This is a genomic window from Nocardioides thalensis (assembly GCF_013410655.1).
Classification (GTDB): Bacteria; Actinomycetota; Actinomycetes; order Propionibacteriales; family Nocardioidaceae; genus Nocardioides; species Nocardioides thalensis.
Window position 1 is genome coordinate 1,185,173 of the sequence record NZ_JACCFP010000001.1, and the last position, 12,261, is coordinate 1,197,433.

Consider the following 12,261-nt stretch of genomic DNA (forward strand, 5'->3'; position numbering starts at 1 on the left):
CTGCGCTGGCATGACGCTCGCGTTCCTGCTCACGTCGCTGGTCATCGTCGCCACGCCGGGCACCGGCGCGCTCTACACGATCGCTGCCGGCCTCACCCGCGGCACGCGCGCGAGCATCCTCGCGGCGTTCGCCTGCACGCTGGGCACGGTGCCGCACCTGGTGGCGGCGATCACCGGGCTCGCCGCGCTGCTCCACGCGAGCGGCGTCGCCTTCGCGGTCGTGAAGTACGCCGGTGTCGCCTACCTGCTCTACATGGCGTGGGCGACCTGGCGCGACCGGGGTGCGCTCTCGGTGGAGGAGGGATCCGCGGAGCGGCCGTCCTTCTGGAAGGTGATCGGCGCCGGCATCACGCTCAACCTGCTCAACCCGAAGCTGACGATCTTCTTCTTCGCGTTCCTGCCGCAGTTCGTGCCCGCCGGCGGCGACGCGGTGCCGACCATGCTCGCGCTGAGCGCGGTCTTCATGGCGCTGACGTTCCTCGTCTTCGCCGCGTACGGCGCCGCCGCGGCCGCCGTACGGGACCACGTGCTGATGCGGCCGCGGGTCCTCGACTGGATGCGCCGCGTCTTCGCCGCGACGTTCGCCCTGCTGGCCGGCCGGCTCGCCTTCGAGTCGCGGTGAGGCGGGCCGACCGGCGGGTCGGCTGATCAGGGCAGCAGCTTCGGGCTGACCTTGAGCGGCGCCGACAGGTCGATCTCGAGGTACTCGTTGACGTCCGGCACGGTCGCGCCGCGACCACCGGTGGCGGGGAAGTTGTTGTCGTTCATCACCACGATGGTGTCGGCGTCGAGGATCTCGACGTCCTCGATGGTGAAGTAGGGGAACGTGAACGTCTCCCCGAACCCGCCGAGACCCTCGGGGTTGCGCACGTCCATCAGGTCGACGAGCAGCGTCTTCTCGACGTAGCCGTCGCCGTCGTCGTCGCCGAGGTCGGCGAGGTAGACCCGCTTGAACCTCGCGGCGTCTCCCTGGAGGCTGTCGCGCTCGATGACCAGCGCCTGGTGGGCGTTGATCATGATGAAGTCGCCGAGGGCGTGGGCCGGGGACTCCATCCGGTAGCGCAGCACCGTGTCGGTGAAGCGGCCGTTGACGACCTTGTAGATGCGCAGGTCGCTGGCGAGGCCGGCTGCGACGTCGTCGGTCGTGGCGCCCTCGAGCATCGGGTAGAGCACCTTGCCGTTGGGGGCGATCGCCATGCCCTCGTAGCCCTTGGAGTTCGGCAGGTTGGGCGTCGCGCCCGCGAGGGTCGGGTTGGACGGCGACTGCACGCCGGGCGTCGCGATCGGCGCCTCGAGCAGCTCGCCCTCGTCGTTGGTGTGCAGGAGGAAGGGGCCGAACTCCTCGCCGAACCAGAACGTGCCGTCGGCCGCGACCTGCATCGACTCCGGGTCGAAGTCCCAGCCGGTGAGGATCCGGTCGGACTCGGGGCAGGTGTAGCCCGCGGGGAGCGACGCCGCGGCGTCACAGCCGCCGTCGCGCCAGATGGGCCACGGGACGTGGCCCTCGGGGTCGCTGAGGTTGAACTCGCGCCCCAGGTAGGTGGTCTCCCCGGACTCGCCGCCGGGAGCGATCCGGTGGACGGCGAGCTCGAAGTCGGCGCTGTTGGCCTTCGAGCCGAAGCCGTTGTCGCTCATCACCAGGAACGTGCCGTCGGGCAGCGCGTGGGTGCCGGAGAAGCCCTGCACCGGCTGGCCCGGGTACGGCGCCCGCACGCTGGCGTTGCCGGTGGTCCAGTGCCCGCTCGGGGCGCTCCCGGGCACGTAGGTCTCGGTGGGAAGCGCCGACCAGCCGACGAGGGTCGCCTCGGCGGGGTCGGGCTGCGTCGGCTTGGCGACGGCGTCGGAGGTGGAGAGGGTCACGGGGAGGGCGAGGGCCGCGATCGCGGCGAGCCCGATGCTCTTGCGCATGGGGGACACCCCATCGCTCGCCGGTGACGCCGAACTAATCGCTTGGTGAACATCGGTTCTGCTGGAAGGGTTCACTCATGGGCAACGGCTTCGAGGTGACGTTCTTCGACGACCCTGCGGCGTTCCTGGCGGAGGCGTCCGACGCGCTCGTCGCCGACCCCGTGCAGGCGACCGTGATCGCGACCGTGGCACAGCGGAAGGCAGCCCACCCCGACTCCTGGTCCGGGGCGCCGTACTGCTGGTTCGCGACCGTCGCCGACGACACGGGCATCGTCGGCGTCGCGATGCGCACCGCGCCGTTCGCGCCGTACCCGCCCTACGTGCTGTCGATGCCGGACGGCGCCGCGACGGCGCTCGCCGACGCTCTCCTCGACCGCGGCGAGGAGGTCGGTGGCGTCAACGGCTCCCGCCCGGCTGCCGACGTGCTGATGGCCCGCATCGCCGACCACTCGGGCAGCGCGGTCGAGGTCGGCATGCACACGAGGCTGTTCGAGCTCGGCGAGCTGCTCGCGCCCGAGCCGCCGCCGGGTCACCTGCGCAGCGTGCGGCGGGAGGAGGCCGACCTCGCGCTGGCCTGGACCCGCCAGTTCCTGCTCGACGCCGACGAGCAGGCCGGCCGCGCGCCCGGCACCGGCCACGACCCCGAGAGCTTCACGCTCGACGACGTCCACCGCAAGATCGACGACGGCACCTACTGGTTCTGGGTCGACCACGCCGACCGGCCGCTGCACCTGACCGGAGCCAACCCACCGGCGTTCGGCGTCGCCCGCGTCGGCCCGGTCTTCACGCCGAAGGAGCACCGCGGTCGCGGGTACGGCGGCGCCGCGGTGGCCGCCGTCTCGGCGCTGCTGCGCGACCTCGGGCACCGGGTCATCCTGTTCACCGACCAGGCCAACCCGGTGTCGAACGAGCTCTACCAACGGCTCGGCTACCGCGCCGTCGTCGACACCGTCGAGCTCCGGCTCACCGGTGCAGCGCGCACCCCTTGAGCGTCTTGTCCACCGCGTTCTTCGGGCCGAAGACGGCGAGCCCCACCAGGTCGAGGTCGGCGCCCGGCACCGCGCGCACCACCTCACGGTTGGCCTCGTCGTGGCCGGTGCGGAACATGTCGGAGGTGTAGACCGCGGTCGGCAAGGTCCGGCGCACGGCACGCTCCCGCGCCGCGCCGATGCTCTCCTTCGAACCCTCGAAGACGAGGACCGGCATCCCGAGCAGCCGGAGGTACGCCGTCCCGTCGGCGTCCGCGTAGGGCTCGCCCACGAGCTGGGGGTGCTCGGCGGCGATCCCGCTCGCCAGGAAGGCGGTGACGTTCAGCCGCTGCCACACCTCGAGGTCGTCGCGGACGACGATCGCGATCTTGGCGTCGAACGGGGGGACCAGGATGTCGCTCATGCGCACGATCGTCGGGCGCCGGGCGGGCCGCGTCTTGTACGTTCCTGACATGGACGGGCCCCCGCCCTCGATCCGCGCCTGGCGTCCCGACGTGCCCGGCGTCGCGGAGGTGCTGCACGCGCACTTCCCCCGGCACGCCTACCCGATGCACGTCCACGACACCTGGACCGTGCTCATGGTCGATGCCGGCACGGTCCGCTACGACCTCGAACGGCACGAGCACGCGACCGGCAGCACGCTGGTGACGCTGCTCCCGCCGGGCGTCGCCCACGACGGCCGCTCGGTAGCCGGCGACGGCTTCCGCAAGCGGGTGCTCTACCTCGACGCCGACCGGATCGACCCGGCCCGCACCGGCCGGGCGGTCGACCGGCCCGACTGGGGCGACCCCGTGCTCCGCGCCGAGCTCGACCGCGTGCACCGGGTGCTCTCGCGACCCGGAGACGAGCTCGAGGCGGAGAGCAGGCTGGCGCTCGTCACCGACCGCCTGTCCCGCCACCTGGCGGGCGTCGACCCGGTCGCCCCAGAGCCGCGGGCACCCGGACTCGCCCGCCGGCTGCGCGACCTCCTCGACGCCCACGTCGTCGACGGGATCACCCTCGAGGAGGCCGCCGCGACGCTCGGCGCCCACCCCACGCACCTGGTCCGCGCCTTCCGTCGCGAGATGGGGGTCGCGCCGCACCGCTACCTGACCGGGCTGCGCCTCGACCGGGCCCGCCGCCGGCTGCTGGCGGGGGAGCCCGTCGCCGAGGTGGCGGTCGGCGTCGGCTTCTACGACCAGTCCCACCTGACCCGGCACTTCCGGCGGTTGATCGGCGTGACCCCGGGCGCGTACGCCGCGTCGGGCAGATGCGCGGTGCGCCGTAGACTCGGGCCGCCATGAGTGAGTCAGCCGCGCGCCCCGCCCAGACGTTCGCCGAGGCCGAGGACGCGCTCCTGTCGCGCTGGCCCGAGACCCGGCTGGAGCCGTCGCTGGACCGGATCCTCGCGTTCACCGAGCTGCTCGGCGACCCGCAGCGGGCCTACCGCTCGATCCACCTCACCGGCACCAACGGGAAGACGTCGACGGCGCGGATGGTCGACACCCTGCTGCGCTCCCTCGACCTGCGCACCGGGCGGTTCACCAGCCCGCACGTCGAGAAGATGAGCGAGCGGATCAGCATCGACGGCGAGCCGCTCGACGACGAGGCCTTCGTGCGCGCGTTCAACGACGTCGCGCCGTACACCCACCTCGTCGACGAGTCCGAGGCGCACCCCCTGTCGTTCTTCGAGACCGTCGTCGGGATGGCGTACGCCGCGTTCGCGGACGCCCCGATCGACGTCGCGGTCGTCGAGGTCGGGATGGGCGGCTCCTGGGATGCGACCAACGTCATCGACGCCGACGTCGCAGTGATCACGCCCATCGCCGTTGACCACGCCAACTACCTCGGGCCCACGCCAGCAGCGATCGCGGAGGAGAAGGCCGGGATCATCAAGGCGGGTGCCACGGCGATCGTGGCCCAGCAGCCCGTGGAGGCGGCCGAGGTCATCCTCCGCCGGGCCGCCGAGGTCGGCGCGACCGTGGCCCGGGAGGGCATGGAGTTCGGGGTCATCGACCGGGTGCCCGCGGTCGGCGGCCAGTCGGTGAGCCTCCAGGGCCTGCGCGGCCGCTACGACGAGGTCTTCCTCCCGCTCTACGGCGCCCACCAGGCGCAGAACGCCGCGCTCGCGCTCGCCGCGGTGGAGGCGCTCGTCGAGCACCCGATCGGTGACGACATCGTCCGCGAGGCCTTCGCCCAGGTCACCTCGCCCGGCCGGCTCGAGGTCGTCCGGCGCAGCCCGACGATCGTCCTCGACGCGGCGCACAACCCGGCGGGCGCCGAGGCCACCGCGGCCGCGCTCGAGGACTCGTTCCGGTTCGACCCGCTCGTCGGCGTGATCGGGGTGATGGCCGACAAGGACCACGAGGGCATGCTCGCGGCGTTCGAGCCGCACCTCACCCACGTGGTGATCACCCAGAACGCCACCGAGCGGGCGATGCCGGCCGAGGAGCTCGCCGTGACCGCCCGCGAGGTCTTCGGCGAGGAGCGGGTCACCGTGGTGCCGCGCCTGATCGACGCGATCACGGAGGCGGCCGCGCTGGCCGAGGCCGACAGCGGCGACTCGCTGTCCTCGGGCGCGGTGCTGGTCACGGGCTCGGTGGTCACGGTCGGCGAGGCCCGCGTGCTGCTGGGCGGGCCCAAGTGAACAACGCCCGGCGGTCGATGTGCGCGGCGATCCTCACGCTCGAGGCGATCACGCTCGGGCTGACGACGCCGGTGATGATCACCATCGCCGACGTCGAGCCCGGCACCGCCCTCCCGATCGGGCTCGGCCTGGCGCTGCTCTGCATCCTGACCGCCGGCCTGCTCCGGGCCGAGTGGGCGTACGGGTTGGGCCACCTGATCCAGGTGGCGGCGATCGCGCTCGGCGTCGTCGTGCCCTTCATGTTCGTGCTCGGGCCGATCTTCGCTCTTCTCTGGGGCACGGCCTACTGGCTGGGCCGCAAGATCGAGCGCGAGCGCGCTGCGTCGTACGCCGAGCACGCCCGAAACCAAGAGTCTGCTGAGGATGAGCCGCCGCGAATCTGACGCCTAGCCCGGCGTCGGTAGAGTGACGGGGTGCCCGTCATCATCGACAAGCTGCTCCGCATCGGCGAGGGAAAGATCCTTCGCCAGCTCGAAGCCATCGCCAAGGCCGTCAACGCGATCGAGGACGACTTCGTCGCGATGTCCGACGACGAGCTGCGGGGGATGACCGACGAGTTCCGCAAGCGCCTCGCTGATGGCGAGACCCTCGACGACATCATGCCCGAGGCGTTCGCCACGGTGCGTGAGGCCGCCAAGCGCGTGCTCGGCCAGCGTCACTACGACGTGCAGATCATGGGTGGCGCCGCGCTCCACCTCGGCAACATCGCCGAGATGAAGACCGGTGAGGGCAAGACCCTCGTGTCGACGCTGCCGGCGTACCTCAACGCCCTCGAGGGCAAGGGCGTGCACGTCGTCACGGTCAACGACTACCTGGCCAAGTTCCAGTCCGAGATGATGGGCCGCATCCACCACTTCCTCGGTCTCGAGGTCGGCGTGATCCTGCCGCAGATGCGCCCGGCGGCGCGCCGCGAGGCCTACGCGTGCGACATCACCTACGGCACCAACAACGAGCTCGGCTTCGACTACCTGCGCGACAACATGGCCTCCTCGCTCGAGGAGTGCGTCCAGCGCGGTCACAACTTCGCGATCGTCGACGAGGTCGACTCGATCCTCATCGACGAGGCGCGCACGCCGCTCATCATCAGCGGTCCCACCCAGGACGAGGTGAAGTGGTACGGCGAGTTCGCCAAGATCGCCACCAAGCTCACCCGCGACGTCGACTACGAGGTCGACGAGAAGAAGCGCACGATCTCCGTCCTCGAGGCCGGCATCACCAAGGTCGAGGACCACCTCGGCATCGAGAACCTCTACGAGTCGGCCAACACCCCGCTCATCTCGTTCCTGCACAACTCGATCAAGGCCAAGGAGCTGTTCCGCAACGACAAGGAGTACGTCGTCATGGACGGCGAGGTGCTCATCGTCGACGAGCACACCGGCCGCATGCTCGCGGGTCGCCGCTACAACGACGGCCTGCACCAGGCGATCGAGGCCAAGGAGGGCGTGAAGGTCCGCGAGGAGTACCAGACGCTCGCCACCGTCACCCTCCAGAACTACTTCCGCCTCTACGAGAAGCTCTCCGGCATGACCGGCACGGCCATGACCGAGGCGTCGGAGTTCGACAAGATCTACAAGCTCGGCGTGGTCCCGATCCCGACCAACAAGCCGATGATCCGCAAGGACCAGCCCGACCTCGTCTACCGCACCGAGGAGGCGAAGTACGACGCCGTCGTCGACGACATCGTCGCCCGCCACGAGAAGGGCCAGCCGGTCCTCGTCGGCACCGTGTCGGTCGAGAAGTCCGAGTACCTCTCGCAGGCGCTGAAGAAGCGCGGCGTCGCCCACAGCGTCCTCAACGCGAAGGTCCACGCGGAGGAGGCGAAGATCGTCGCCCTCGCCGGTCACAAGGGCGCGGTCACCGTCGCGACCAACATGGCAGGTCGAGGCACCGACATCATGCTCGGTGGCTCCTACGAGTTCCTCGCCGACCAGGAGCTGCGCAAGCAGGGCCTCGAGCCCAGCGGCGACACTGCCGAGGACTACGACGCCGCCTGGCCGGCGATGGTCGAGCGGATGCGCAAGCAGGTCGCCGAGGAGCACGACGAGGTGAAGGAGCTCGGCGGTCTGTACGTCATCGGCACCGAGCGCCACGAGTCGCGCCGCATCGACAACCAGCTGCGCGGCCGGTCGGGCCGTCAGGGCGACCCGGGCGAGTCCCGCTTCTACCTGTCGCTGCAGGACGAGCTCATGCGGCTGTTCAAGTCCGACTGGGTCGACCGGGTCCTGCTGATGCTCAAGATCCCCGACGACGTCCCGATCGAGAACAAGCGGGTCACCAACGCGATCGCCAACGCCCAGGGCCAGGTCGAGGCGCAGAACTTCGAGTCCCGCAAGAACGTCCTCAAGTACGACGACGTCATGGACCGCCAGCGCAAGGTGATCTACGGCGAGCGCCGCGAGGTGCTCGAGGGCGTCGACCTCGAGGAGCAGATCCGCACCTTCCTCGACGACGTCGTCACCGGCTACGTGTCCGGCTCGCTCGACGAGTTCTCCGAGGACTGGGACCTCGACCAGCTGTGGACCGACCTCAAGCAGTTCTGGCCGGTCTCCATCGACCACAAGGACATCGTCGACGGCGCCGGCGCGCACGCGTCGCTCCACAAGGACGAGCTGATCGAGAAGCTCAAGGCCGACGCGCACGCCGCCTACGACGCCCGCGAGGCCGAGGTCGGCGAGGAGGTCATGCGCGAGCTCGAGCGCCGCGTCCTGCTCTCCGTGCTCGACCGCAAGTGGCGCGAGCACCTCTACGAGATGGACTACCTCCGCGAGGGCATCTACCTGCGCGCCTACTCGCAGCGCGACCCGCTGGTCGAGTACCAGCGCGAGGGCTACGACATGTTCGCCGCGATGATGGACGGCATCAAGGAGGAGACGATCGGCTTCCTGTTCAACCTGGAGGTCCAGGTGGAGCAGGACGGCGAGGCCGGCGTCGACCTCGAGGAGTTCGAGGCGGAGTTCGAGGACGAGGGGGAGTTCCACTACCACGCCGACGGCTCCCGGCACGCCGGTCCGGTCCATGCCGGCGCCTTCGCCGAGCCGCCGCCGGCCGGTGGCGCGATGCCGCAGATCCGGGCCAAGGGCCTCGAGCGGCCGAAGGTCCCGCAGAACCTGTCCTACTCGGCGCCGGACGAGACCGGCGAGGAGGTCGTCGCCGGCACCACTGCCAGCAAGACGGACGACGAGTTCGCCGACATCGGCCGCAACCAGCTCTGCCCCTGCGGCTCGGGCAAGAAGTACAAGCGCTGCCACGGCGCTCCGGGCGGCCCGACGGGCACCACCGCGCGCGTCTCCTAGGAGAAGTCGAGCGCCGTACAGATCCAGCGCTGGTCAACCCGCTCGAAGCGGGCGGCCAGCGCACGGGACCGCGCGCCGTAGCGCACGTGGACGCCGGCCTCGACCACGTCGTGGGTGATGAAGCAGGTGTGCACGCTGTGCACGACGGGCCGCACCTGCTGCACGCGGCCGAGGCCCGGCTGGTGGCCGCCCGCGCGGGCGACCAGGAGCGCCCGGCGGTGCAGGTCGGCGTAGACCTCCGGGGAGCTCCAGCGCAGCAGCTGGGAGACCGGCCGGTCGCCGCCGACGATCTCCACGCTGGCCTGGGCGTAGCGCCGCGTCCACTCCTCGATCGAGTGCCGGAGGCGCCGCTCGATGGGCACGACGGTCGCGCCGCGCGGGCGAGGCCGGGTCACGGGGCCCGGCGGCTCGCTGCGGGGGAGCAGCGCCAGCGCGAGCGTGCCCTGGGTGGTGGCGACCGGGACCGGGGTCCGGTCGCCCTCGGCGTCGATGGTCATGAGGTTCCTCCTGGTGGTGTGGGGCGCGGCGGTACGTCGAGCCGCTGGCCGGGGTGGATGAGGTCGGGGTCGTCGCCGATCACGCGGCGGTTGGCGCGATAGAGGCGGGGCCAGTGCGCGGCGACCTCGGCGGTGGTCGCGTCGGGCCCCAGTGCGGAGCGGGCGATCGCCCACAGCGAGTCGCCGGGCCGCACCCGGACGGTCGCCGTCAGGTGCGGCGCAGCCCGCGAGCGGTCGCGTTCCTCGATCCGCGAGCCGTCGCCACCGGTCGCCCGGTCGGGCAGCGGCAGCCCCGTGAGGGGGTGCCCGCCGCGCGAGCCCGCCGGCGCCGGCGCGTCCGGCCCGGTGTCAGCTGCTGCGGGCTGCGCGGCGACGAGGACGGCGACCCCGCAGGCGGCGAGCAGGGCCCGGCGTACGGGACCGACGGCGGCTGCCGCTCCAGCTCCGGCGCCCGCCCGCAGCACGTCGACCGCGACCGCTGTCGTGATCACCCAGAGCCACCCGGTCGCCAACGCCGCCGCCGCGGCGCTGCCCGCGACCAGGAGATCGGCGAAGGCCGGCTCCGGAGCGGGGCCCAGCGCGCCGGGGATCGTGGTCGCGGCAAGGCGCGCCAGGGCGAGCGCGGCGGCGGTCACCGCGGTCCAGAGGGTCGCTGCGCGAGCACGCGGCGCCCAGCGCGAGGAGTGGTACATCCCGAGAGATCCTTGCGTTTGCGTCCGTTTGCGTCAGTCAACGCCCATTGAGGCGTGAAGTCAATCGGTCCTCCACAGGCCCGGATGGCGTCGGGCCGCGCGGACCGTGATTGGCTGACCGGCATGGGATGGGAGGACGAGCTCTTCGCGCTGTTCGACGACCTGGAGGGCGAGGCCGGCGCGCTCTACGCGGCGGAGCGGGAGGCCGAGATCGCCGACCGGAGCCGCGCGGAGTACCAGCAGGTCACCCTCGCCAGCCGGCTGATGGCGTCCACCGGGACCGAGGTGACGCTCACGGTCGACGGCATCGGACAGCTCAGCGGCACCGTCGAGCGGGTGGCTGCGGCGTGGCTGCTGATGTCGTCCGGTGAGCACGACTGGGTGGTGAACCTCGCCGGGGTGCTGGCCGTCCAAGGAGCGTCGGTCCGTTCCATCCCGGAGGTCGCATGGTCCCCGTTGACGCGTCTCGGGCTCGGGTCCGCGTTGCGCCGGATCTCCGAGTCCGGCGAGCGCTGCCTGCTGCACCTCCGCGACGGCAGCCGTCATGAGGGCACGCTGCGCCGCATCGGCGCCGACTTCTGCGAGCTGGCCGAGGGCGAGGAGCGCCGTGTGGTTCTCGTCGCGTTCTCGGCGTTGGCTGCGGCCCAGTCACGGGCCTGACCTAGAATCGGAAGGGAGTCCGGCCGACCCGAGGTCGGGCTCGGACGACTCTCTCGGGGCGGTCCCTTCATCGCCCTGTCCCCAACCAGTTGAGGATGGACGACCTTGAGACCGCGGGTACTGCTTCCTGCCGCCCTGGTGCTGATCGCGATCACCGCGCTCCTGCTCCAGGGCGCGAGCACTCGGGGCCTGGTGCCGAGCATGGCGCCGGGTGACGAGGCGGACGTGCGACCCAACATCGTGGTGATCCTCACCGACGACATGCGCACCGACGAGATGCAGTACCTGCCGTTCACGCAGCAGTTCCTGGCGAGCGGCGGCACGACGTACACCAACGCGATCTCGCCGCACCCGATCTGCTGCCCGGCCCGGGCCGAGCTCGTCACCGGCCAGTACGGCCACAACAACGGCGTCCGCCACAACCTCGGCCCGTACGGCGGGATCGACGCGCTGCGGCGCCCCGACGACACGATCGGCCGCTGGCTGGACCTCGCCGGCTACCGCACGGGCTACCACGGCAAGTACCTCAACGGCTACACACGGTCGCTCGGTCGCCCGGCCGGCTGGGACGCCTGGGACCCGATCGTCGGCGGCACGACCTACGCCTACTGGCGCTCGGAGTGGTATGACGGCGACGTCTACGAGGACCGCTACATCACCGACGTGACGTCCGAGCGCGTCGGCGGGATGGTCGACGACCTCTCGGGCGACGACCCGTTCATGATGGTCGTCAACCACACCGCGCCCCACGGCCGCAGCGGCGGCCTGGTGAAGAAGCCGGCGACCCAGCCCCGGTACGACGACGAGTACCTCGACCTCCGCCCGGAGTTCATGGACCGGCCCTCGTTCTACGAGGACGACGTCGCGGACCTGCCGCGCGACCTGTTCGAGGCCGACTTCACCAAGAAGGACGAGCTCGTCCGCGCGCGGGCCCGCGCCCGCGCCCTGCGCTCGGTCGACGACAGCATCCAGCAGCTGGTGACCGACCTCGAGGAGTCCGGCGAGCTCGACAACACGATCCTCGTGTTCACCTCCGACAACGGGTTCGTCCTCGGTGAGCACCGGATGCACGGCAAGAACTACCTGGTCGACGAGTCGCTCGACATCCCGCTGCTGGTCCGCGGCCCGGGCGTGCCCGCCGGCGCCACCAACCACGAGACGGTGACCCTGGTCGACCTCGCCGCCACGATCCTCGAGTGGGCGGGCGCCGAGCCGTCGGCTGACCGGCCGTCCGACGGCCTCTCGCTGCTCGACACCACCGCCCTGGCCGAGCGCGACACCGTGCTGGTGCAGGCCGGCGACGGTGAGCGCGACGCCGACCACGGCTGGCGCTACCGGGGCGTCACGACCGACCGCTACCTCTATGCGACCCACCCGGGCGACCCCTCGGTCGGGCTGCTGTTCGACCGCGAGGTCGACCCGTGGGCACTCGACAACGTCTACGGCGACCCGCGCTACGCCGCCACGCAGGCGGAGCTGCGCCGGCGCCTGGTCGAGCTGGCCGACTGCCGGGGCGCGGAGTGCAACCAGTCGTTCGGGCCGGTGCCGGGGCCGACGGAGTCGCCCGCGCGGACGAAGGCCCGGCGGCGCTGACCG

At 71.6% G+C, this 12,261-nt stretch carries 12 protein-coding genes; 8 read left to right on the forward strand and 4 right to left on the reverse strand.

Annotated features, from left to right (window positions below; translation table 11 throughout):
* Positions 1 to 10 precede the first annotated feature (10 nt).
* A complete protein-coding gene (locus HNR19_RS05870; RefSeq protein WP_179667048.1) occupies positions 11 to 622 on the forward strand; it encodes a LysE family translocator in 612 nt (203 codons plus the stop codon).
* 26 nt (positions 623 to 648) lie between these two features.
* Here HNR19_RS05870 and HNR19_RS05875 read toward each other — a convergent pair whose 3' ends face one another.
* On the reverse strand, positions 649 to 1,908 hold the full coding sequence (locus HNR19_RS05875) for an esterase-like activity of phytase family protein (RefSeq protein WP_179667049.1): 1,260 nt from the start codon (positions 1,906 to 1,908) through the stop codon (positions 649 to 651).
* Between the two features lie 77 nt (positions 1,909 to 1,985).
* Here HNR19_RS05875 and HNR19_RS05880 point away from each other — a divergent pair, with 77 nt between their 5' ends.
* Positions 1,986 to 2,897: a GNAT family N-acetyltransferase gene (locus HNR19_RS05880; RefSeq protein ID WP_179667050.1), complete on the forward strand. Its 912-nt coding sequence runs from the start codon at positions 1,986 to 1,988 to the stop codon at positions 2,895 to 2,897.
* Here HNR19_RS05880 and HNR19_RS05885 read toward each other — a convergent pair.
* The gene (locus HNR19_RS05885; RefSeq protein WP_218910162.1) at positions 2,872 to 3,300 is read right to left on the reverse strand and encodes a DUF2000 domain-containing protein; all 429 of its coding nucleotides are present in this window, start codon (positions 3,298 to 3,300) and stop codon (positions 2,872 to 2,874) included. The two genes, HNR19_RS05880 and HNR19_RS05885, sit on opposite strands and share 26 nt — an antisense overlap.
* Positions 3,301 to 3,349: 49 nt before the next feature.
* Here HNR19_RS05885 and HNR19_RS05890 point away from each other — a divergent pair, with 49 nt between their 5' ends.
* The 4 genes from HNR19_RS05890 to secA are packed head-to-tail and all read left to right on the forward strand — an operon-like array spanning position 3,350 to position 8,816.
* A complete protein-coding gene (locus HNR19_RS05890; RefSeq protein WP_179667052.1) occupies positions 3,350 to 4,180 on the forward strand; it encodes an AraC family transcriptional regulator in 831 nt (276 codons plus the stop codon).
* Positions 4,177 to 5,523, forward strand: coding sequence for a bifunctional tetrahydrofolate synthase/dihydrofolate synthase (gene folC, locus HNR19_RS05895; protein ID WP_179667053.1), 1,347 nt, complete (start codon positions 4,177 to 4,179; stop codon positions 5,521 to 5,523). Before HNR19_RS05890 ends, folC begins: the two co-directional genes overlap by 4 nt.
* Positions 5,520 to 5,906, forward strand: coding sequence for a DUF4233 domain-containing protein (locus HNR19_RS05900; protein WP_343047072.1), 387 nt, complete (start codon positions 5,520 to 5,522; stop codon positions 5,904 to 5,906). Before folC ends, HNR19_RS05900 begins: the two co-directional genes overlap by 4 nt.
* A gap of 30 nt (positions 5,907 to 5,936) precedes the next feature.
* Positions 5,937 to 8,816 carry a preprotein translocase subunit SecA gene (secA, locus tag HNR19_RS05905; RefSeq protein WP_179667054.1) on the forward strand — a complete coding sequence of 960 codons (2,880 nt, stop codon included), beginning with the start codon at positions 5,937 to 5,939 and terminating at the stop codon, positions 8,814 to 8,816.
* On the opposite strand, the gene HNR19_RS05910 is transcribed toward secA, so the two are convergent.
* Both HNR19_RS05910 and HNR19_RS05915 read right to left on the reverse strand, forming a co-directional pair.
* Positions 8,813 to 9,313, reverse strand: coding sequence for an Rv3235 family protein (locus tag HNR19_RS05910; protein ID WP_179667055.1), 501 nt, complete (start codon positions 9,311 to 9,313; stop codon positions 8,813 to 8,815). The two genes, secA and HNR19_RS05910, sit on opposite strands and share 4 nt — an antisense overlap.
* Entirely contained in the window at positions 9,310 to 10,005 is a 696-nt protein-coding gene (locus HNR19_RS05915) for a LysM peptidoglycan-binding domain-containing protein (RefSeq protein WP_218910163.1), read from the reverse strand. Before HNR19_RS05915 ends, HNR19_RS05910 begins: the two co-directional genes overlap by 4 nt.
* Positions 10,006 to 10,128: 123 nt before the next feature.
* Between HNR19_RS05915 and HNR19_RS05920 the strand changes: the two genes are divergently transcribed.
* Both HNR19_RS05920 and HNR19_RS05925 read left to right on the forward strand, forming a co-directional pair.
* Positions 10,129 to 10,665 carry a hypothetical protein gene (locus tag HNR19_RS05920; protein WP_179667056.1) on the forward strand — a complete coding sequence of 179 codons (537 nt, stop codon included), beginning with the start codon at positions 10,129 to 10,131 and terminating at the stop codon, positions 10,663 to 10,665.
* A gap of 105 nt (positions 10,666 to 10,770) precedes the next feature.
* Positions 10,771 to 12,258 (forward strand): sulfatase family protein, encoded by a 1,488-nt coding sequence (locus HNR19_RS05925; protein ID WP_179667057.1) that lies wholly within the window; start codon positions 10,771 to 10,773, stop codon positions 12,256 to 12,258.
* The last annotated feature ends 3 nt before the right edge of the window (positions 12,259 to 12,261 follow it).